The organism is Marivita sp. (genome assembly GCF_020055635.1).
Lineage (GTDB): Bacteria > Pseudomonadota > Alphaproteobacteria > Rhodobacterales > Rhodobacteraceae > Marivita.
Map to the genome: position 1 here is coordinate 88,122 of NZ_JAIPUT010000009.1, position 21,416 is coordinate 109,537.

Annotated in this window: 23 protein-coding genes; 16 read left to right on the forward strand and 7 right to left on the reverse strand. The window is 64.6% G+C overall.

From position 1 onward, the window contains the following. Positions 1-86: 86 nt before the first annotated feature. A complete protein-coding gene (locus LCF60_RS07040; RefSeq protein ID WP_292290684.1) occupies positions 87-986 on the forward strand; it encodes an MBL fold metallo-hydrolase in 900 nt (299 codons plus the stop codon). 10 nt (positions 987-996) lie between these two features. Continuing rightward, on the forward strand, positions 997-1,380 hold the full coding sequence (locus LCF60_RS07045; protein ID WP_292290686.1) for a rhodanese-like domain-containing protein: 384 nt from the start codon (positions 997-999) through the stop codon (positions 1,378-1,380). Between the two features lie 73 nt (positions 1,381-1,453). On the opposite strand, the gene LCF60_RS07050 is transcribed toward LCF60_RS07045, so the two are convergent. Continuing rightward, complete coding sequence (locus tag LCF60_RS07050; protein WP_292290687.1) at positions 1,454-2,221, reverse strand: cell cycle transcriptional regulator TrcR; 768 nt, start codon at positions 2,219-2,221, stop codon at positions 1,454-1,456. A gap of 135 nt (positions 2,222-2,356) precedes the next feature. Between LCF60_RS07050 and LCF60_RS07055 the strand changes: the two genes are divergently transcribed. Beyond that, positions 2,357-2,995, forward strand: a complete 639-nt coding sequence (locus LCF60_RS07055; RefSeq protein ID WP_292290688.1) for a ribonuclease T2 — start codon at positions 2,357-2,359, stop codon at positions 2,993-2,995. Positions 2,996-2,997: 2 nt separating this feature from the next. On the opposite strand, the gene LCF60_RS07060 is transcribed toward LCF60_RS07055, so the two are convergent. Then, complete coding sequence (locus LCF60_RS07060) at positions 2,998-3,690, reverse strand: COQ9 family protein (protein WP_292290689.1); 693 nt, start codon at positions 3,688-3,690, stop codon at positions 2,998-3,000. A 157-nt stretch (positions 3,691-3,847) separates the two neighbouring features. On the opposite strand from LCF60_RS07060, the gene LCF60_RS07065 reads away from it, so the two are divergent. The 11 genes from LCF60_RS07065 (at position 3,848) to LCF60_RS07115 (ending at position 13,895) form a co-directional block, all read left to right on the forward strand. Beyond that, complete coding sequence (locus tag LCF60_RS07065) at positions 3,848-4,540, forward strand: hypothetical protein (protein ID WP_292290690.1); 693 nt, start codon at positions 3,848-3,850, stop codon at positions 4,538-4,540. 86 nt (positions 4,541-4,626) lie between these two features. After that, positions 4,627-4,833: a 30S ribosomal protein S21 gene (gene rpsU / locus LCF60_RS07070; RefSeq protein WP_008207378.1), complete on the forward strand. Its 207-nt coding sequence runs from the start codon at positions 4,627-4,629 to the stop codon at positions 4,831-4,833. Between the two features lie 203 nt (positions 4,834-5,036). Beyond that, positions 5,037-5,714 (forward strand): haloacid dehalogenase type II, encoded by a 678-nt coding sequence (locus tag LCF60_RS07075; protein WP_292290691.1) that lies wholly within the window; start codon positions 5,037-5,039, stop codon positions 5,712-5,714. Then, positions 5,714-6,535 (forward strand): alpha/beta hydrolase, encoded by an 822-nt coding sequence (locus LCF60_RS07080; protein WP_292290692.1) that lies wholly within the window; start codon positions 5,714-5,716, stop codon positions 6,533-6,535. The genes LCF60_RS07075 and LCF60_RS07080 overlap by 1 nt, the downstream gene beginning before the upstream one ends. Before the next feature lie 7 nt (positions 6,536-6,542). Further along, positions 6,543-7,520 (forward strand): threonine/serine dehydratase, encoded by a 978-nt coding sequence (locus LCF60_RS07085; protein ID WP_292290693.1) that lies wholly within the window; start codon positions 6,543-6,545, stop codon positions 7,518-7,520. An 11-nt stretch (positions 7,521-7,531) separates the two neighbouring features. Continuing rightward, the gene (gene pcaD, locus LCF60_RS07090) at positions 7,532-8,320 is read left to right on the forward strand and encodes a 3-oxoadipate enol-lactonase (protein WP_292290695.1); all 789 of its coding nucleotides are present in this window, start codon (positions 7,532-7,534) and stop codon (positions 8,318-8,320) included. An 82-nt stretch (positions 8,321-8,402) separates the two neighbouring features. Further along, entirely contained in the window at positions 8,403-9,608 is a 1,206-nt protein-coding gene (locus tag LCF60_RS07095) for a TCR/Tet family MFS transporter (protein ID WP_292290697.1), read from the forward strand. A gap of 75 nt (positions 9,609-9,683) precedes the next feature. Then, a complete protein-coding gene (locus LCF60_RS07100; protein ID WP_292290698.1) occupies positions 9,684-10,763 on the forward strand; it encodes a Zn-dependent alcohol dehydrogenase in 1,080 nt (359 codons plus the stop codon). A gap of 88 nt (positions 10,764-10,851) precedes the next feature. Then, entirely contained in the window at positions 10,852-12,087 is a 1,236-nt protein-coding gene (locus LCF60_RS07105; RefSeq protein WP_292290699.1) for a mandelate racemase/muconate lactonizing enzyme family protein, read from the forward strand. Positions 12,088-12,159: 72 nt separating this feature from the next. Continuing rightward, positions 12,160-12,480 carry a metalloregulator ArsR/SmtB family transcription factor gene (locus LCF60_RS07110; protein ID WP_292290700.1) on the forward strand — a complete coding sequence of 107 codons (321 nt, stop codon included), beginning with the start codon at positions 12,160-12,162 and terminating at the stop codon, positions 12,478-12,480. After that, entirely contained in the window at positions 12,477-13,895 is a 1,419-nt protein-coding gene (locus LCF60_RS07115) for an amidase family protein (protein ID WP_292290701.1), read from the forward strand. Before LCF60_RS07110 ends, LCF60_RS07115 begins: the two co-directional genes overlap by 4 nt. Here LCF60_RS07115 and LCF60_RS07120 read toward each other — a convergent pair. The 5 genes from LCF60_RS07120 to LCF60_RS07140 form a co-directional block, all read right to left on the reverse strand. Further along, on the reverse strand, positions 13,867-14,283 hold the full coding sequence (locus LCF60_RS07120; RefSeq protein ID WP_292290702.1) for a DUF1801 domain-containing protein: 417 nt from the start codon (positions 14,281-14,283) through the stop codon (positions 13,867-13,869). The two genes, LCF60_RS07115 and LCF60_RS07120, sit on opposite strands and share 29 nt — an antisense overlap. Positions 14,284-14,437: 154 nt before the next feature. Continuing rightward, positions 14,438-16,318 (reverse strand): acyl-CoA synthetase, encoded by a 1,881-nt coding sequence (locus LCF60_RS07125; RefSeq protein ID WP_292290703.1) that lies wholly within the window; start codon positions 16,316-16,318, stop codon positions 14,438-14,440. 188 nt (positions 16,319-16,506) lie between these two features. Beyond that, a complete protein-coding gene (locus tag LCF60_RS07130) occupies positions 16,507-17,892 on the reverse strand; it encodes an FAD-linked oxidase C-terminal domain-containing protein (protein WP_292290705.1) in 1,386 nt (461 codons plus the stop codon). Positions 17,893-17,950: 58 nt separating this feature from the next. After that, the gene (locus LCF60_RS07135) at positions 17,951-18,616 is read right to left on the reverse strand and encodes an SOS response-associated peptidase (RefSeq protein WP_292290706.1); all 666 of its coding nucleotides are present in this window, start codon (positions 18,614-18,616) and stop codon (positions 17,951-17,953) included. A 45-nt stretch (positions 18,617-18,661) separates the two neighbouring features. After that, on the reverse strand, positions 18,662-20,245 hold the full coding sequence (locus tag LCF60_RS07140; RefSeq protein WP_292290707.1) for a bifunctional metallophosphatase/5'-nucleotidase: 1,584 nt from the start codon (positions 20,243-20,245) through the stop codon (positions 18,662-18,664). Positions 20,246-20,407: 162 nt separating this feature from the next. On the opposite strand from LCF60_RS07140, the gene LCF60_RS07145 reads away from it, so the two are divergent. Beyond that, a complete protein-coding gene (locus LCF60_RS07145) occupies positions 20,408-20,743 on the forward strand; it encodes a DUF952 domain-containing protein (RefSeq protein WP_292290708.1) in 336 nt (111 codons plus the stop codon). Beyond that, positions 20,740-21,416 (forward strand): dihydroorotate dehydrogenase (quinone) (gene pyrD / locus LCF60_RS07150; RefSeq protein WP_292290710.1); only part of this gene is annotated, 677 nt, incomplete at its 3' end. The genes LCF60_RS07145 and pyrD, both read left to right, overlap by 4 nt.

Consider the following 21,416-nt stretch of genomic DNA (forward strand, 5'->3'; position numbering starts at 1 on the left):
GAAAACTGCCTCGAAAGGACATCTTCCAAAAATGGAACCTGTTCCGTTTCCCTGCTGTTGAGGGCCAAACACCAAGGGGAGCAATCATGACATACTCACGCACGAGTCCTTCTCGAGGCGACGGATCACCAGAGGTGACCGGATTTCATGATGCTGATACCGGCAGCATCCAGTACCTGGTCACCGATCCGAAAACCCACAAGGCCGCGTTGATCGACACGGTTCTGACCTTCGACCCGCAAGATGCCTCCACCAGGACCGACAGCGTGGACGCCATCTTGCGTTTCGCGCACAGCGAAGGTATCGAGATCGATTGGATTCTCGACACCCATCCGCACGCCGATCATCTGATGGCGTCCTCCTATCTGAAGGACAAGCTGGGCAAGCCCAACGCCATCGGGGAAATGGTCAAGGACATAGCCGAACTGTGGCGCGACTATTACCACATGCCGGATGCCTTCGACCCTAAAAGCGATTTCGACCACCTTTTTGCCGAGGGCGACAGGTTTGAGATAGGATCGTTGCCGGTACGGGTGATGTTGTCGCCCGGCCACACTCTGGGGTCGATCACCTATGTCGTGGGCGAGGACGCGGCCTTTGTGCATGACACGTTCATGCAGCCGGATGCCGGCACGTCGCGGGCGGATTTCCCCGGGGGCACGGCGGCGGACCTGTGGCAGTCCCTGCAGGACATCCTTGCCCTGCCCGACCACACGCGGCTGTTCGTCGGGCATGATTACGGCACCGATCAGCGCGCCCAACCGGCATGGGAAGCGACGGTGGCCGAACACCGACGACACAACATCCATATCGGCGGTGGCGTCAGCAGGGACGATTACATCGCGCGCCGCGAGGCGAAGGACAAAACGCTCGTGTTGCCGGACCGGATGTTGCACGTCTTGCAGATGAACCTGCGGGCCGGACGCGCCCCCGCGCCCGAAGAGGATGGCCGCAGTTACCTGAAAATTCCACTGAACCGATTCTAGGAGACGCCGCATGGACACGGAAACCACCGACCACGGAACGCTTGAACACTGGACCCCTCAAGAAGTGGCCGATGCCTTTGCCGAGGACAGGATCATCCTGATCGATGTCCGCACGCCGCAAGAATTCGCCCTGGAGCGGATCAACGGTGCTTTGCTGGCGCCGATGCAGGCGTTCCAGCCCAATCACATGCCTGACCAGTCGACGAAACAGATCGTGTTCCACTGCGGATCGGGCGTGCGGTCGGCCAAGGTCGCGAGACAATGCCTGGAACATGGCGAAGACCGCATCGCCCATATGTCCGGCGGCTTTGCCGCGTGGAAAGAGGACGGCCAAGGCTACATGGGCACCGATCTTGCCACCGGTGCCCCGAAGGAAATGCGCAAGTCGTCCTGAGGCCCAAGAGGGCGCAAAAAACCCGGCTCCGCAAACCGGGCCGGGTTTTTTTTCGACAGGTCAGATCGCGCGATCAGCGGCGCGGATCGTCGTCATCCTCATCGTCGTCGTCATCGTCATGGGTGCCGTCCGGAAGGTTGAAGAAGCTGTCCGCGTCGGCGTAATCGCTGTCGCTCTTCTCCTTTTCTTCCGAACCACCCGACAGGCTGAAGGTTTCCAGCCCCTCGATGGCGCTTGGCAGGCGCGGTTCGGCATCCATTTCAAGGCTCTGCTCGGTCGAGACCAGCTTGCGGCGCTCGTCGTCGGTCATCACCGCTTCCTGCTTTTTCGCAGCCTTGGCAATGGCCGCGTCGAGTTCGGATTGCTTGCACAGGCCAAGGGCCACCGGATCGATCGGCTGGATGTTGTTGATGTTCCAGTGCGTCCGATCGCGGATCGCCTGGATGGTCGGCTTGGTCGTGCCGACAAGCTTGGAGATCTGGCCATCGCTGAGTTCCGGATGGAATTTGACCAGCCAGTAGATCGACGCCGGGCGGTCCTGACGCTTGGACAGCGGCGTGTAGCGCGGACCACGGCGCTTTTCCTCGCCTTGCGCGGCGGCATAGACCTTGAGCTTGAGCGGATGCAGCGGGTTCTGTTCCGCCTTCTTGATCTCATCCGCGTCCAGCTGGTTGTTGGCGATGGGATCGAACCCCTTGACGCCCGCGGCCACGTCGCCATCGGCGATGCCCTGCACCTCGAGTTCGTGCATCCCGGTGAAATCCGCGATCTGCTTGAAGGTCAGTGTCGTGTTGTCCACCAGCCAGACGGCGGTGGCTTTTGCCATGATCGGTTTACCCATCTCGCGTCTCCTTACGCATAGCTTTTCTGGTCTCTCGGAGCGGGTCCAAGAGGTCCCGGATCAGGCCGGGACGGTTTCCATTGTCAGGGAACTTGGCGGCCTTATAGTCGCGCAGAGGCAAAGAGGGAAGAGGGAATGCAGGTATTGGGGCTTGCTCTCATCGGTTTGATCGCCGCGACGAGTGTCTGGGCCAAGGGCGAACGGGCCGGTGCGTTCGACTATTACGTGCTGTCGCTAAGCTGGTCGCCGACGTGGTGCGCGCTTGAAGGCGACGCGCGCCAGTCGCCGCAATGCGATGCAGAGGCCGATTTCGGCTGGGTGATGCACGGGCTCTGGCCGCAATACCATCGCGGCTGGCCATCCTATTGTCCGACGGCTCAATCAAACCCGTCCCGCGCGATGACCCGCGACATGGCCGACATCATGGGCACCTCGGGGCTGGCATGGCACCAATGGAACAAGCACGGGGTCTGCTCGGGGCTTTCGGCCTCGGACTATTTTGCCCTGTCGCGCGACGCCTATGGCACAGTGACCCGGCCCGCGGTGTTCCGCCAACTGGACAAGGCGATCACCTTGCCCGCGTCCGTCGTGGAAGAGGCGTTTCTCGAGGCCAACCCGCAGCTTGAGCGCGACATGATCACGATCACCTGCAAACAGGGGCGCATCCAGGAAGCGCGGATCTGCCTGTCCAGATCGCTGGACCCGGTGCCCTGCGGGCGGGACGTGGTGCGCGATTGCACCGCCAGGGACGCGCTGTTCGATCCGATCCGCTAGGCTCAGCGCGGCACGGTCCAGCCGCCGGGCAGGTCGGTGCGGCGCGGCTTGGGTGGCTTGATCCGTGAAAAGACAGAGTCGGCCGTCTTGATCATTCGGTTCAGGCCCGGAGCCTTGCGGACCTGCGCCTTGACCTTTTCGATCTGCATCACGTCATCGATGCGTCGGTCCAGAAAGGCCCAGGTTGCCTGGTTGTCCAGCGAATCGTCGCCCAGCCAATAGAGCACGGTCGAGGAATAGACCCCCGACAGCGTCGCGCGCTTGGTGTACCAGTTGATGTCCTGCGAATTGTCGCCCAGTTCCGTCCAGATGCGATCGGCGGTGCCCCAGATGAGCCTGGCGCCTTCCGCCGCGTGCATCGGCAGCGCAAAAAGCGTCACGCCGCGACGGACCGCTTCCTTGTCATCGACGGTCTCGAGCCGCAGGCGCACGGCAAGCGCCACCTTGTCCCGAAAGCGCATGCTGCCCAGATCCCGCTCGCGCAGCGCCGCGGCCATCGCATCATCGCCCCGCCGGTGAAACGCCACCGCAAGATCGACGGCCCCGCGCGGAAACAGACCCCGCGCAAGGGCGTGCGACGTGCCGGTGTCCGCAATGGCCGCCTTGAAGGCGGTGTCCGACCAGCCGTCGAAGGGCACATGCATCAGCGCGGCGTCAAGAAGCTCTGTGGCGGGATCGCTTTGGGTCTCGGTCATGGGGGTGAACTCCAGTCGATAAACACGTGTCAGCTGACAACCATGTAGATCGACGACGACGACAAGGCCACCTTTTCGAACGTTCGGAACTTTTTCCGGTGTTCGGAGTTGTGTAACTTATTTATGACAACTTCAAACCGCTCCGGATGCCCCAATCGTGACTCGCCAAAAAGCTGACTACCTGTTTCTGACCATCGGCATTCTTGTCCTGGTCGCCGCCTTTGTCGTATCGGCAATTTCGAAAGACCTGTTCTTCAGCTATTTCGGCGCCGAGGATTCCCTGATCGAGAACTTCACCGCCATCTTTCTGGCTTGCGGCGGTGCCGTGCTGGTCGCCCGCGTGCTGCAGGTTCGTGACTCGCTGACGCGCGGCGCCCTGGTGCTGGGGGTGCTTTACGGGCTGGCCTATGTCTGGGCGGCGGGCGAGGAAATCTCGTGGGGCCAGCGTATCCTGGGGTTTGAAAGCCCCGACTATTTCCAGGAAAACAACGACCAGCAGGAATTCACCCTGCACAACCTGGTGATCGGCGACGTCAAGCTGGACGAGGTGATCTTTGGCCCGGTGCTGTCCTGGATCATCCTGAGCTACCTGATCATCCTGCCGGTGCTCTGGCGTTGGGCCGGGTGGGTCCGCCGCGTGACGCAGGCGATGGTGATCCCGGTGCCGCGCCTCTACCACGCGGCGTTTGCCATCTTCGTGTCGGTCGCGATCCCGTTGCTGGCCGAAAGCCGCCGCTGGGAGGTGTACGAGTGCATCTTCGCGCTTCTGTCGCTGGCGATTTTCATCCATCCGGCCAACCCGTTGCGCGGCACGACCTCCGCACAAGCCACGCCGGATATGGCGCAATGACGGCTGGACAAGTCCTCCGGTCTTTGCTAACAGGCTGCTTCCTGCAATTCCTTGCAAATCCAACTTAGAAAGGTGGTGAAAACCACATGCAGGTTAGTGTTCGTGACAACAACGTCGATCAGGCGCTCCGCGCTCTGAAGAAAAAGCTGCAGCGTGAAGGCGTTTTTCGTGAAATGAAGCTCAAGCAACATTTCGAAAAGCCGTCCGAGAAAAAAGCACGCGAGAAAGCCGAAGCGATCCGCCGTGCGCGCAAACTGGCGCGCAAGAAGGCACAGCGCGAAGGTATGCTCTAAGCAGGTCTTTCCGACACGCTTTGATTTTGACAACCCCCGGAGCTTGCGCTTTCGGGGGTTTGTTTTTGCGTGGTCCTTGGTCGCAACGGACCAGCCGCTCGGGTGGCATCGCATGGCATGGGCGGCCAGAGATCAAACAGTGCTTTTCTCGCTCGATCCGATCTGACACCTTGCCCGCAGATCAACAGAAGGGGTGTTGCGACATGGCAAAGGTCTGCATCTTCGATGCCTATGGCACGCTTTTCGACGTGGCTGCGGCAGCCCGCGTCGCGGCCGAGGAACCGGGGCGCGCGGCGCTCGAGGCCGTGTGGCCGCAGTTGGCCGAACATTGGCGGCTGAAGCAGCTTCAATACACGTGGCTGCGCACCATCACCGAGGACTACACGCCGTTCTGGGATGTCACGAAGGATGGTCTCGACTGGGCGATGGAGAAGGTCGGCCTGACCGACGATCCGGAACTGCGCGAACGGCTGTTGGCGCTTTACTGGGAGCTGGCGGCGTACCGCGAGGTGCCGATGATGCTGGCGCAACTCAAGGCGGCGGGGAAGACCTGCGCGATCCTGTCCAATGGCAGCGTCGACATGCTGGAGGGCGCGGTCGACAGCGCCGGGATCGGCGCGTTTCTCGATGCGGTCCTGTCGGTCGAGGAGGTGGGCATCTTCAAGCCCTCGTCGCGGGTGTATGACATGGTCGGCGCGCGGTTCGACTGCACCCGGGACGACGTGCTCTTCGTGTCGTCGAACGGCTGGGACATCGCCGGGGCGGCAGGCTATGGCTTCGAGACCGTCTGGGTCAACCGCGCGGGCGACCCGGTGGACCGCCTGCCCCACCGCCCCGCCCATGTGCTGACCGATCTGACCACTATTCCGGAGCTGGCCTGATGCCACGATTCACAACTTCCGACGGCCTGTCTCTCTATTACACCGACACGGGCGATGGCCTGCCCCTGCTGTGCCTTGCCGGCCTGACACGCGACGGGCGCGATTTCGAATTCGTGGCACCGCACCTGGCGGATCTGCGCGTGATCACACTGGATTATCGCGGACGCGGGCAATCGGACTGGGGCGATCCGTCGACCTACCAGATCCCGGTCGAGGGCCGCGACGCGGTGGAACTGCTTGACCATCTCGGCATCGACAAGGCGGCTGTTCTGGGCACCTCGCGCGGCGGGCTGATCGCAATGCTTCTGGCGGCGACGGTCAAGAACCGGCTGCTGGGGGTCGCGTTGAACGATATCGGCCCCGAGATCGCGCCGGAGGGGCTGGAGGTGATCAAGGATTACCTTGGCCGGCCCCCGGTTCTGAAAACCCACGCAGAGATGGCCGCCGCCCGGGCACGTGTGCTGACCGGGTTTGCAAACGTGCCGCCCGAACGCTGGCTGCGCGAGGCGCAGATCCTGTTCAACGAAACCGAGGACGGGCTGGAGCTCACCTATGATCCGCGCCTGCGCGAGGCGGTGCTCGAGGGCGGCGCGCAGCCCGCGCCCGACCTCTGGCCGCTGTTCGATGCCCTGTCCGGTCTGCCGCTGGCCTGTCTCCGGGGGGCAAATTCCGACCTTCTGTCGCCCGCCACCTTTGCCGAGATGAAAAGGCGGCGCCCGGACATGGTCGCGGTCGAAGTGCCGGACCGGGGGCATATCCCCTTTCTTGACGAACCACAAAGCCTGAGCGCCTTGAAGCGCTGGCTGGATATGCTGAGGTAGAACGCAGATGGACATTCATCGCATCGAGGCGGCGGCGGGCCGCCTGAAAGGTCACGCGCGGGTGACGCCGCTTCTGTCCTCGCCCTTTCTGGACGAGATCGCTGGGCGGCGCGTTCTGATCAAGGCGGAATGCCTGCAACATACCGGCAGCTTCAAGTACCGCGGCGCGCGCTCGGCTTTATCCGCCCTGCCGGACGAACAACGGGCGAGAGGCGTGATCGCCTATTCCTCGGGAAACCATGCGCAGGGCGTGGCCCTGGCGGCGCGGCAGTTCGGCGTCGGCGCGGTAATCATCATGCCATCGGACGCGCCGAGGATGAAGATCGACAACACCCGCGCGCTGGGGGCCGAGGTGGTGCTTTACGACCGCGCCACAGAAGACCGCGACGCCATCGGAACCAAACTGTCGCAAGACCGCGGCCTGACCCTGATCCGGCCTTTCGACGACCCCGAGGTGATCGCCGGGCAAGGCACTTGCGGGCTCGAGATCGCGGCACAGGCGGCAGAGTTGGGTGTGACCGAAGCCGAGGTGCTCGTCTGCTGCGGTGGCGGGGGCCTGACATCGGGCATTGCGCTGGCGCTCGAGGCGCGCGCGCCGCGGATGCGGGTGCGACCGGCCGAGCCCGAAGGCTTCGACGATGTAACGCGGTCGCTGGCATCCGGCCGGATCGAACGCAACACCGGCAGCGCCACGGGGCTTTGCGATGCCATCGTCACGCCACAGCCCGGAAACGTGACCTTTCCGATCATGCACCGGCTCTGCGCTCCCGGGATCGTCGTCAGTGACGACGACGCCCAGCGCGCCATGGCGCTGGCCTTTGCCCGGCTCAAGCTGGTGGCCGAACCGGGCGGCGCGGTGGCGCTGGCGGCAGCGCTTTTTCACCCTGACCGGGTTGAAGGCGACACGGTGATCTGTACCATTTCGGGCGGAAACGTGGACCGCGCGGTGTTCCTGCACGCGCTGACGCAATTCGGGCAAGACTGAGGAGGCACGCAATGCAGATCGCTGAGCTTGACGGCATCCGGTTGCACTACCGCATCGACGGCGACCCGGACGGAGCGCCTGTGATCTTCGCCAATTCGCTGGGCACCGATCTGCGACTCTGGGACAAGTTGATCGCTCGAATGCCGCGGACCGGGTTGTCCTATATCCGCTATGACGCGCGCGGGCACGGGCTGTCGGACTGCCCGGAACGGCCCTACCCGATGGGCATCCTCGTGCGCGACGCGGAACAGTTGATGGACCATCTCGGGGTCAGGGACGCGGTGTTTGTCGGCCTGTCGATCGGCGGCATGGTCGCGCAGGGGCTGGCAGCCAAGCGGCTCGACCTGGTGCGCGCGATGGTCTTGTCGAACACCGCCGCGCGCATCGCCACCCGCGCGATCTGGGAGCAGCGGATCGCCGATGTCGACGCGGGCGGGATCGAGGCCCTGGCCGATGCCACGATGGCGCGCTGGTTCACCCCGGCCTTCCGCGCCACGACCGAATTCCCTGCCTGGCGCAACATGCTGACCCGCACTCCGGCGGAAGGCTATATCGGCTGCTGCCATGCCATCGCCGGAACGGATTTCTTCACCACCACGGCTGCGCTCCGCCTGCCGACACTGGGCATCGCGGGAAGCGAGGATGGATCGACGCCACCCGACCTGGTGCGCGAAACAACCGATCTCGTGCCGGGATCGCGGTTTCACCTGATCCGCAAGGCCGGGCACCTGCCTTGCGTCGAAGCGCCCGACGAATACGCCCGTGTTCTTGCCGAGTTCATCTCCGCACAGGCGCATTGAACAGGCGCATTGACCTGAAATCTGTCAAGTGTAGTTTACACATGAAAAGGCGCATCGGCCTGATTTCGTGAAAGCTGCCTGAATGCGCCTGCCCGTCGTCTTCATCCTGCTGACCGTCATGATCAACGCCATGGGTGTCGGTCTGATCATTCCGGTGATGCCCGACCTCATCCGCGAGGTCACGGGCGGCGATCTGGCCAATGCGGCGCTTTGGGGCGGCGTGCTGGCGACGGTCTTTGCCGTGATGCAGTTCCTGTTCGGACCGGTGGTGGGCAACCTGTCCGACCGCTTCGGCAGGCGCCCCGTGCTGCTGGTCTCGCTTTTTGCGATGGCCGCCGATTACGTGATCATGGCGGTGGCCGGGACCATGTGGCTCTTGCTGCTGGGCCGGGTGATCGGCGGGATCACCGCCGCGACGCAGGCGACCGCCACGGCCTACATGGCCGACATCTCGGAGCCCGGCAAGAAGGCGCAGAATTTCGGCCTTGTCGGCGCGGCCTTCGGGCTTGGCTTTGTCATCGGTCCGTTGATGGGCGGTCTGCTGGGCGAATGGGGGACCCGCGCGCCGTTCTGGGCCGCAGCGGCATTGGCCGGCGCGAATGCAGCCCTGGGCTATGTGGTGCTTGGGGAAACCGTGACCGACGCGATCCGACGCCCGTTCGAGTGGCGCCGCGCCAACCCGCTGGGCGCGTTCAGATCGCTGCGCCAGTTGCCGGGTCTGGGACGGCTGTTCACGGTGTTCTTCCTCTACCAGGTGGCCTTTTTCGTCTACCCGGCGATCTGGGCCTATTTCGGGCAGGCGCGGTTCGGCTGGAACGCGGGCATGATCGGGCTGTCGCTGGGCCTGTTCGGCGTCATGATGGCAGTGGTTCAGGGTGGGTTGATCCGGCTGATCCTCGCCCGCCTTGGCCCACGCGGCACGGTGATCTACGGGTTGGTGTTCGACATCTTCGCCTTTGGCGCGCTGGCCTTCGTGACATCCGGCACCGTGGCGTTGATCCTGACTCCGCTGGCGGCGCTTGGCGCGGTCATCACACCGGCCTTGCAGGGCCTCATGTCCGAGGTGGTGGGCGACAGGCGGCAGGGCGAATTGCAGGGCGCGCTGACCTCGGTCGGAGCGGTGGCGATGATCGTGGCGCCGATGCTGATGACATCGGTCTTCGCGCAGTTCACACGCGGCGGGGCTCCGGTCGATTTTCCCGGCGCGCCGTTCCTGGTGTCGCTGGGCCTGATCGTCATTGCGCTGATCCTCTTTCTGGCGCCGCGACGTGGCGCTGTCGCGGCCTGACCTGCAAAAGTCGCCTTCCCTCTTGCGCTTGACCCGCCCCCGCCGCAGGTTGCCCGAAAGATCAACGGAGGGGCCATGACCCGCATCAAAGCCGCTGTTTGCACCGCATTCGGCAAACCGCTCGAACTGGAGGACCTGGAGCTGCGGGCGCCGCAAGCCGGAGAGATCGAGGTCACGCTCGAGGCGGTGGCGATCTGCCATTCAGACATTCACTACGCCGATGGCGCCTGGGGCGGTGATCTTCCGGCGGTCTATGGCCACGAAGCGGCGGGCCGCATTTCGGCTGTCGGACCGAACGTGGCCGACCTGATCGAGGGCCAGCGCGTGGTGGTCACGCTCATCAAGGCCTGCGGCGCCTGCCCCAATTGCGCCAGCGGTCGACCGACGATCTGCGAAACGCCCGGCACCGGCCCGTCGCCGCTGACGCGCGGCGATGGCACCGCCGTGGTCAAGGCGATGAATTGCGGCGCCTTTGCCGAACGGGTGGTTGTCGACCAGAGCCAGGTCGTCCCCCTGCCCGACGACATGCCGCCCGAGGCGGTGGCACTCATGGCCTGTGGTGTGATCACCGGGGTCGGCGCGGTGGTCAATGCCGGCCGCCTGCGCGCCGGCGAGGACGTCGTCGTGATCGGCGCAGGCGGCGTTGGCCTCAACGCCATCCAGGGCGCGCGGATCGCGGGCGCACGGCGCATCGTCGCGGTGGACATGACGGCGGAGAAACTGGAAACCGCCAGGGCCTTTGGCGCAACCGACGGCGTGCTGGCGACGGAGAAAGAGCCCTGGAAAGAGGTCATGCGCGTTCTCGGACGCGGGGCTGACCTGGTGGCGGTCACCGTGGGCGCCATTCCCGCCTATAACGACGCGCCGCGCTTTCTGGGCTGGGGCGGGCGCATGGTGATGGTCGGAATGCCGCATTCCGGGGCGATGGCGGAATACGAACCGGTGGTGCTGGCCTACATGGCGCAGGGCATGACCGGGTCGAAGATGGGCGACGTGGTGATCCGCCGCGACATTCCGTGGCTGGCCGACCTTTACCGCCAGGGGCGGCTCAAGCTGGACGAACTGGTGTCGGGCCGCTGGTCGCTGGATCAGATCAACGAGGCCATCGAGGACACCAAGGCAGGCGGGGCCAAGCGCAACGTGATCGTCTTCTGAGCGGCGTCGACCTCCCGCACGCGTTTCCGTGAACGGAAACTCTGCGATGCGTCGACGCATCGTCCGCCCGACACCAGAAGGAGCCGCCATGAAACTGCAGTCGCTCGACATCCTCACCACCGCCCCGCCCGCCCCCGGATGGGGTGGGCGCTACTGGACACTGGTCAAGGTGACCACCGACACCGGCCTCACCGGGTGGGGCGAATGCTACGCCTCGTCGGTCGGCCCCGTCGCGATGAAGGCGGTGATCGAAGACGTGTTCGACCGGCACATGAAGGGTGAGACCCCCGAAAACATCGAGTTGATGTTCCGCCGCGCCTATTCCGCCGGATTTACCCAGCGCCCGGACCTGACCGTCATGGGCGCGTTCTCGGGCCTGGAGATCGCCTGCTGGGACATCCTCGGCAAGGCCCGCGAGAGGCCGGTCTGGGCGCTGCTGGGCGGGCGCATGAACCCGAAGGTGCGCGCCTATACCTATCTCTACCCCCTGCCGCATCACGATCTGAACACGTTCTGGACCGACCCGGACGCCCATGCCGAAGCGGCGGTGGAATATGTCAGGCAGGGCTACACGGCGGTCAAGTTCGACCCGGCCGGCCCCTACACGATCCATGGCGGGCACCAGCCCGCGCTCACCGACATCTCGCTCTCGGTCGAGATGTGCAAGGCAATCCGGGCCGCGGTGGGCGACAGGGCCGACCTGCTCTTCGGAACCCATGGCCAGTTCACCACCTCCGGCGCGATCCGGCTGGGCCAGGCGATCGAACCCTATCTCCCGCTCTGGTACGAGGAACCGATCCCGCCGGACAACCTGCTGGAGTTCGCAGAGGTGGCACGCGCCGTTCGCATTCCCCTTGCCACCGGCGAACGGCTGACCACCAAGGCGGAATTCGCCACCCTGCTGCGCACCGGCGGCGCAAAGATCCTGCAACCGGCGCTGGGGCGTGCGGGCGGCATCTGGGAGATGAAGAAGGTCGCCGCGATGGCCGAGGCGTTCAACGCGGAACTGGCCCCGCATCTCTATGCCGGTCCGGTCGAATGGGCCGCAAACGTGCACCTGTGCACCTCGATCCCGAATGTGCTGATCGCCGAGACCATCGAAACGCCGTTCCACAAGGCGCTGATCCGCAACACGATCCGGGTCGAGGACGGCTATATCACCCCCCCCGACGCCCCCGGCCTCGGCATCGATGTGGACGAGGATCTCGCCCGCGCGAATCCCTTCACCGGCGACGGGTTGCACCTGCAGATGCAGGATGACCCCTGTGACTACAAAGGCGGCAACAATTTCATGGGCGGGGCACCGCCGGTTACAGAGGACTGAGCCGCGCGATAAATCTTTGAACCGCCTCACGCTTCGGTGCTATATGCAGTGTGGACACGCGAGGGTTTGCAAATGAAAGACGTTGGGGTCGCCCCGGAGGCGGCACAGGACATGGCGCAGAGCGCACGCGAAGCGGCGGCCTATCTCAAAACCCTGGCGCATGAAGGTCGCTTGATGATCCTGTGCCATCTTGGCACCGGAGAGAAATCCGTCGGCGAGCTGGAAACCCTGCTGGATATCCGCCAGGCGGCGGTCAGCCAGATGCTCGCCCGCCTGCGCGACGAGCAGCTGGTCAAGACCCGCCGCGATGGCAAGACGATCTACTACAGCCTGAGCGACGCCAACACGGCCCGGCTGATCGCGCATCTCCACGGCATGTTCTGCGCCCCGTGACACGTCCCGACACGCATTTTTCCGGCCCGGAGCTGTGCGCCCTGTCGGCGCGCGACGCCATCGCGCAGCTGCGCAAGGGCGAGGTCACACCCGCCGATCTGATCGAGGCCAGCCTCACCCGGATGGATCAGGTCGAAGCGGCGGTGAACGCCGTGGTCACCCGCTGCCCCGAGCGCGCCCGCAAATCGGCGGTCACACCTGCAATGGCGCTGGCCGGCCTTCCCATCGGCATCAAGGATCTCAACCCGGTCGAAGGCGTCCGGACAACCTTCGGCACCAGGGGCATGGCCGACCACATCCCGTCCGTCTCCGACCCGCTCGTTGCGCGGCTCGAAGAGCGCGGCGGCGTGGTTCTGGGCAAGACCAATACGCCCGAGATGGGCGCTGGCGCCAACACCTTCAACGCGGTGTTCGGCGCCACCCGCAACCCCTGGAACACGGCGATGAACGCGGCCGGGTCCTCGGGCGGCGCGGCGGTATCGCTGGCCACCGGAGAGCTGTGGCTCAGCCACGGGTCGGATTTCGGCGGCAGCCTGCGCAGCCCGGCCAATTACTGCGGCATCGTCGGCCTGCGCCCCTCGCCCGGCATCGCGGGCGGCAGTTCGGCCCATCTCGGCTTCACCAGCGGCGGCGTCGACGGCCCCATGGCACGCGACGTGCTGGACTGCGCGCTCTTCCTCGACGCGATGGCGGGGTACGACCCGATCTGGCCGATCTCCTTCCCGGCTCCCAGCACATCTTATCTCGACAGCGCGCGGCAGGACGCGGGCCCGGTGCGCATCGCCTATACACCCGACCTCAACGGCTTTGCCGCCGTCACATCCGAGATCGACAGCGTGTTGCGAAGCGCGCTCGAGAGCCTCCGCCTGCCCGATGTCACGGTGACGGACCACTGCCCCGACCTGCCCCGCCTCGACGAAACCTTCCGCGCATTGCGCTGCATGTCCTTCCTCGGCAGCTACCAGGTCACACCCGAAAGCGTGACGCGGCACTACAAGGACACCATCAAGGGCAACCTCGCCGATGCCCGCGCGATGAGTTTCGACGACTACGTCCAGGCCGAACGGGACCGGTCGACGATCTACAACAGCATGGCGGCGTTCTTTCGCACGCATGACGTTCTGGCCTGCCCGGTCAACGGCCTTGCGCCATTGCCGGTCGAGATCGAATACCCGACCGAGGTCGCGGGACGTCCGATGCGCGACTATATCGACTGGCTGCAATTCGCTTTTCTCGCCACCGTCGCGGGGTTGCCCGCGCTGTCGCTGCCTGTCGGGTTCACCCCATCGGGCATGCCCGTCGGCCTGCAGCTGATCGGCCCGCCGCGCGGCGAAGCGCGTCTGTTGCAGGTCGCGCACACCATCGAACAGGCGCTGAACCTGCCGGTCACGCTGATCGACCCGATGACCCCCTGAGCCGATAGGTCAGCGCGGCGTGGATCACCTGCCGCAGGGCCGCGTCGGGAAACGGTCGGTCCATCGGCACCAGGATCGCGCGGTTGCCCTCGAATTCGAGCGCCGTGTCCAGAACCGCCCGAGCGTCGGCAACAACGCGCGTCTGGCAATGCGCGAACAACGCCGGCTGCCCGGCCCGGGTCAGTCCCAGCCGCAGCGGCGTGCCGGTTGGCACGGCATAGGACGGCTGCCCCCACTTCAGTGTCTCGGACATGCGGGCGGCGTCGGGAAGGCCAGCGGCGATCTCGAATATCAACGCGCGCACATTCAGCAGAACGGCGCGCGGCTCTGCGGGCACTGCCTCAAAGGCAGGGACGACAGTGGCAGGCATGGCGGGCGCATCGATCATTGAGAAAAGAGATACGGCAACGCGGCCCCCGTCAAGACCCTTGCCCCACCGCCAGACGCGCCAACTTCTTCTCTTTCCAAATATGCAAGAAAACGCGCGCCGAAGGCGCGCGTCGGTCGGATCGGCATTGCCGATCCGAAACCATCTCCGGCGCTCAGGCCGCCTCTTCCCAGCGATTTGCGAAATTGCCCAGGACATCGCTCACCTCGTCATGCGACGCTCCGTGCATCTCGACCTGCGCCACCAGCCCGCGGGTGCGGTCATCGACCACCGCCGTCACCCGCGCCGCCGATCCCGCCTTGTCCAGCGCGGCGTTGAACACCCGGGCGATCGCCTGTTTGCGCAGGTCGGGCTTGAACACCTTGCCGACAGCCGTCTTGGGCAACTCGTCCATGATGGTCAGGTGCTTGGGCTGGGCCGCACGTTCATGCACATGCACCTTGCAATGCTCCAGGAGCTCCTGCTCGGTCACGCTGGCCCCGTCCATCAGTTCGACGAAGGCACAGGGCAGTTCACCCGCATGGGCGTCGGGCTGCCCGATCGCGCCGGCCACGGCAACGGCGGGATGCGCCAGCAGCGCGTCCTCGATGTCGGCCGGATCGATATTGTGCCCACCCCGGATGATCAGGTCCTTCGCCCGGCCGGTGATCCACAGATAGCCATCCGCGTCCAGACGGCCCAGGTCGCCGGTGCGCAGGTACATGTCGTCATGATAGAGATCGGCATTCTTGGCGGTGTCGGTATAGGTTCCGCCCGGAATCACGCCGGGGTTAGACACGCAGATCTCGCCGATCTCGTCGGTTGCGCATTCCGCAGCCTGACCATCCTTCAGCGCCATGATCTTCACATCGGTATAGGGGAACGGCATCCCCACCGATCCCACCTTCTTGACGCCATCGGGCGGGTTGATCGACACCAGACAGGTCGCCTCGGTCATGCCGTAGCCTTCGCAGATCGTAAGGCCGCAGGATTCCTCGAACCGCCGGAAAAGCTCGACCGGCATCGGGGCCGACCCGGAAATCGCGAATTGAACGCTCGAGATATCCGCATTGACCGGCCGCTGCATCAGCGCGGCGACGGCCGTCGGCACGGTGATCATGTAGGTCACCTTCCAGCGCTCGCAGAGCTTCCAGAAATTGTCCATCACGCCCTCGCCGCGATAGCCCTGCGGCGTCGGGAACACCACATGCGACCCCGACACGATGGCAGACATCAAAAGCGCCTGCGTCGCCATCACGTGGAACAGCGGCAGCGGACAGATCATCGTGTCCTTCTCGGTGAAGAGAACGGTGTTGCCGATCCAGCCATTGTACAGCATGCCGGAATACTTGTGCTGGACGACCTTGGGCATGCCCGTCGTGCCGCCGGTGTGGAAATACGCCGCGACGCGGTCGCCCGGACTGTCGGCGAAATCGAGCGTGGTGTTCTGCTTTTCCAGCTCGCCATTGAAGCTCAGGACATCCGCATGATGCCCGCCGGGATTCTTGGGCCGGATCAGCGGCACGATCCACGACTTGGGCGGCGTGAGGTAGCGGTTCAGATCCACTTCGAGGACCGTCTGCACCTTCGGCGCGTGGCGGCAGGCCTCGGCCACCTTCTGCGGCACGTCCGTCTTCGGGAACGCCTTGAGCGTCACCACGACCTTGGCCCCGGTCTCGCGCAGGATCGCCGCGATCTGTTCCGGTTCGAGCAGCGGGTTGATCGGGTTGACGATCCCCGCGACGGCACCGCCCAGAAGCGTGAGCACGGTTTCCGTGCTATTGGGCAGGACATAGGCCACGACGTCGTTTTCACCGACCCCGAGCTTGCGGAACATGTTGGCCGCCTGGACCGTCTTGCCCAGCAGCCCGGACCAGCTCAGCGTTTCCGCCTTGTCGGTCGGACCCGACAGCAGCTGGAAGCTGACGGCAGATCGGTCCGGAAAGGCGGCGGCGGTCTTGCTCAACTGACCATAGAGCGTCACGGGCATGTCCCGCTCGGCCCACGGCATTTCATTCTCGACAGTGTCGCGGTCCTCGAAACTCGCAAACGTCATGGTTTCCCCTCCCTTTTGTCACGCAGCGCCCGCGCCTTCGCGTCATTGGCAGGCCTGTTTAGCCGATATTTGGCGAAAACAAGACACCACGACGCTACGACAATTCTTTTGTGACGCTGCGTTCAGTTCTGGATGTGGGGACCGGTCCCTCCCAATACAAATGAAATCGGCGGCTGCGGTCGCATATTTCAGTTCAAGGTCACCAGCTTACCCGGATTCATGATGTTGCCCGGATCGACTGCCTTCTTGAGCACTCCCATCAACGCATAGGCCGCGCCATGTTCCTGCGGCAGGTACTTGCGCTTGCCCAGGCCGATACCGTGTTCGCCGCTGACCGTGCCGCCGAACTCCAGCGCCAGCATGTTGACCTGGTTGGCCAGGTCCCGGGCCTGCGCCAGTTCCCCGGATTGGTCGGGATCCACCAGGATGAGAAGATGGAAATTCCCGTCCCCCACATGCCCGACCAGAGGCGCAATCAGCCCCGACGCGGCGATCAGATCCTTGGTGCGTGCAATGCACCCTGCCAGCGCCGAGATCGGCACACAGCAATCGGTGACGACCCCCTCGCAGCCGGGGCGGAGCGCCTTGCCCGCGTAATAGGCATTGTGCCGTGCCTGCCAGAGGCGGTTGCGGTCTTCCGTTCGGGTGGCCCATCGAAAATCCGACCCGCCATGCTCTTCGACAAGCCCGGCAAAGCTTTCGACCTGTTCGGCCACCCCCGCCTCGGTGCCGTGGAATTCCAGGAACAGATGCGGCATCTCGGGCAGCCCCATGTCGGGATTGTAGAGGTTCATCCCCTTCATCTGCACCTCGTCCAGCAATTCGATCCGCGCCATCGGCAGCCCCATCTGGATCGCAAGGATCACCGAGTCCACGGCGCTTGCGATATCGGGAAAGGCACAGGTCGCCGCCGCAACATGTTCAGGCTGACCATGCAGCTTGACCGTCAGCTTGGTGATGATGCCCAGCGTGCCTTCCGATCCGATGAAGAGATGCGTCAGGTCATAGCCTGTCGACGATTTGCGGGCCCGGCTGCCGGTGTGAATGATCTGCCCGTCCGGCAGCACCACCTCGAGCGCCAGAACATTGTCGGCCATCGTGCCATAGCGCACCGTGTTGGTCCCGGACGCCCGCGTTGCCGCCATGCCACCCAGTGACGCATCGGCGCCCGGATCGACCGTGAACATCAGCCCTGTCGCGCGCAGCGCCTCGTTCAGCTGCACCCGCGTCACACCCGGTTCGACCACCGCGTCAAGATCGCTCTGGTTGATCTCAAGCACGGCGTTCATGCGGCTGGTATCGACGGTGATGCCGCCCTGCACCGGCACGATATGCCCCTCGAGCGACGACCCGATCCCGTAGGGGATCACCGGGCAGCCGTGCTGCGAACAGATCTTCAGGATCTGCGACACCTCCTCGGTGGTCTCGGGAAAGGCCACTGCATCGGGCAGAACCGGCTTGGTATAGGCCTCGTCATGGCTGTGCTGGTCGAGGATCGATGCCCCGGTGGACAGCCGGTCTCCAAGAAATTCGCGGAGCGCTGTCATGGTCGCGTCGATATTGGCGTTGGACATTTGGGACCTCCCTGTTCGGCGCCACGCTACTGCCAAGCGCGCGCCGGGAAAACCCCGATCACGTGTCCATCGGACGGATCAGGTCCGGCCCGGCGGCGCGGTTGGAATTGACCTTGGGATCAACCCGGTAGAAGGCCATCGCGTCCTCGGGTGCGGCCTTCATCAGCGTTGCGGCACCGTGTCCCGCCTCGCCCAGCCACAGCGCCCAGTCTTCGGGGCGCAACGTCACCGGCTGGCGGTGGTGGATGGCCGACATCGCGTCGTTGGCCGCCGTGGTCACGATGGCACAGGACCGATGCGCCACGCCGTCGCGTTCCCAGTCCTGCCAGACACCGGCAAAAGCCAACAGGTCCGTGTCAGTCGGATGGATGTACCACGGCAGGCGATTGCCGTCCTCGTCCTTGGTCCATTCGTAGAACCCCGTGGCGGGGATCAGGCAGCGCCGTTCACGGCACGCGGCCTTGAAGGCGGGCTTTTCCGCTATCGTCTCGGCCCGCGCGTTGATCAGAAGCGGTCCGCCGTTTTCCGCCTTGTACCAATGCGGCAGGAACCCCCAGCGCATCGCCACCAGCCTTCTCTGTCCCTCGGCCACATGAACCGCATGGACCTGGTTGGTCGGGCAGATGTTGTAATTGGGAACCTCGGGCAGCGCGTTCGACGGCACTGCATCGAACAGCTGCGCCATCGCATCGGACGGCAGGGTCAGGGAGAAACGTCCACACATGGCCAAAAGCTGGGCCGGACAAATGCGTCCGGCCCAGGAATGTCCTTACGGGGTCACGTTGATGCGACCGTCCGTGTAAGGCGTATAGGGCGCGTTCGCGGCAAGGTATTCCGCCGTGACATCGGCCAGGTCGGGGCCGTAATCATAGGCGTTCATCGCGTCACGGAACATGCGGTACCCGTCGCCGCCATTGCGGACGTAGTTGTTGGACACCGCGCCATAGGTCGCGTCCGGATCCAGAGGGGCATCGCCCACCATGACGTTCGACACACGGCTGCCGGGTTCGGCGCTCAGATCGACGGCAAAGCTCATGCCCGCCACCTGCGGAAAGCGGCCTGCCCCTTCCTCGACCTGGCTCACGCCGTTCTCGAGGGCTGCCAGGATCTGTGCACCCGTGACCTCGAAGGTGGACAGGGTGTTCTGGAACGGCAGCACCGAGATCACCTCGCCCATGGTCACTTCACCGGCGTCGATCGACGCGCGAAGACCGCCGCCATTCTGGATGGCGATCTGGACGCCCTGGTCCTTCACCCGGTCGAGCATCGCATCGGCCACCAGATTGCCCATCGGACATTCCATAGCACGGCACACGTCGCGGCTGCCTTCGATGGCCTCGGCGGATTCGGCCACGATGCGGGTCTTCATCTCTTCGATGGGACCGGCGAGTTCGGCGACCCGCGCGACGATCTCGGGGTCTTCGGCGACCGACGCATCCAGAAGGATCGTGTCGCCCGCCGCATAGGTCAGGTTGCCGTCATCGTCGAAATTCAGTTCCAGATGGCCGACATATTTCGAATAGGCATAGGCCTGCACCACCGGCACCAGCGTGCCGTCTTCCTGGCTGACAAAGGTCGGATAGGCGCCGTCGCGGTCCGGGTCGGTCGCCGACAGGTAGGTGTGGCTGTGCCCACCGACCACCGCATCCAGCCCAGGCACCGCTGCCGCGATGTCAAGGTCCTTGGGCAGCCCGACATGGTTCAGCGCGATGATCTTGGTCACGCCTTCTTCGGTCAGCGTCGCCACATCCGCCGCAAGGCTGTCGGCCTCGTCCTGGAAGATGACCGCGTCCGACGGCGACGAGGTTTCCACCGTGTCCGTGGCAAGCGCGGAAATGATGCCGATCTTCTCGCCCCCGACCTCGAGCACGACATGGTTCTGCACCTTGTCGGCCAGGATGTTCGACTGGCTCACGTCAAGGTTCCCCGAGATCACCGGAAACGACACGTTCTCGATCAGCTTGAGCAACCCGTCATCACCATCGTCGAATTCGTGGTTGCCGACGGCCATCACGTCGAACCCGATCTTCTCCATCATCTCGGCTTCGACATCACCCTTGTAGGTCGTGTACATGAGCGAGCCCTGGTACTGGTCGCCCGCGTCCACCACGATGACGTTCTGGCCGTCAAGTTCGGCGCGCAGCTGGTCGATCATCGTCTTGACCCGCGCGACGCCACCGAAACACTCGCCCGCTGCATTGTCTTCCGCCGAACAGGTCGAATCGAATCGGTTGATCGGCTCGATCCGGCTGTGCAGGTCGTTGATATGAATGACATGCAGCGTGTAATCGGCCTGAGCCACCCCCGCCGTAAGCGCCAGCGCCGCGGCACTGGATAGAAGTCGGTAAGCCATGTGAGTCCCCTCTGTCGGATTGTTATGGCGCAATCGTGCATCGCCGCGCGGAGGGAGTCAAAACTTACCCAAGGGGCACCCGGGCGATCGACGCTCCACCGCCCGCGCAACAGGCACATGACAGTGCTTGACGCGACGGGATTCAGGCGGCACATCGCAGGGATGATTTACAAAATCCTCCGCTCAGATGAATGGGCCAAGTTGCAGGCCGATGGCGAAACCGCCGGGGCCCCGATCGATATCGAGGACGGCTTCGTGCATTTCTCCACGTCCGAGCAGGTGCGCGACACCGCGACCCGGCATTTTGCCGGAGCCGAGGGGCTGATGCTCCTGGCCTATGACGAGGCCGCGATGGCGGGTGACCTGCGCTGGGAGCCATCGCGGGGCGGGGCGCTCTTTCCACATCTCTATGGCCCGCTGCGCCTTGCCGACGTGGTCTGGGCGAAACCCTTGCCGATGGCGGGCAACGGCCATCTGTTTCCGGATGATCTCGCATGACAGCGCTGGAGACGGCCGGGCTTGCGCTGTTGCACCGGTTCGACCCGGAAACCGCCCACGCGCTGGCGCTCCGGGCATTGCAACTGGGCCTTGCGCCCACCACCGGCACGATCACCAGCCCGCGCCTGCGCACGACGCTTGCAGGCCTGAGCCTGCCCAACCCGGTGGGCCTTGCCGCCGGGTTCGACAAGAACGCCGTCGCCCTTCGCCCGCTGGCGCGCGCGGGTTTCGGTTTTCTCGAAGTCGGGGCGGCCACCCCGAGACCGCAACCCGGCAACCCGAAACCGCGCCTCTTCCGATTGAGCGAAGACCGAGCCGTGATCAACCGTTTCGGCTTCAACAATGACGGCATGGCACGGATCGCAGAGCGCCTCGGAACCCGCCCGCGCGACGCGATCATCGGCCTGAACCTCGGGGCCAACAAGGACAGCGACAACCGCGCAGCCGACTTTGCCACCGTGCTGGCCACCTGCGCCGCGCACGTCGATTTCGCCACCGTCAATGTCAGCTCGCCCAACACCGAGAAACTGCGCGACCTGCAAGGCAAGGACGCGCTGTCGGCCTTGTTGGCGGGGGTGATGGAAACGCGCAGCACACTGAAGCGTCGGATCCCGATCTTCCTCAAGATCGCACCGGACCTGTCCGAAGCAGAAATCGCGGACGTGGCCGAGGT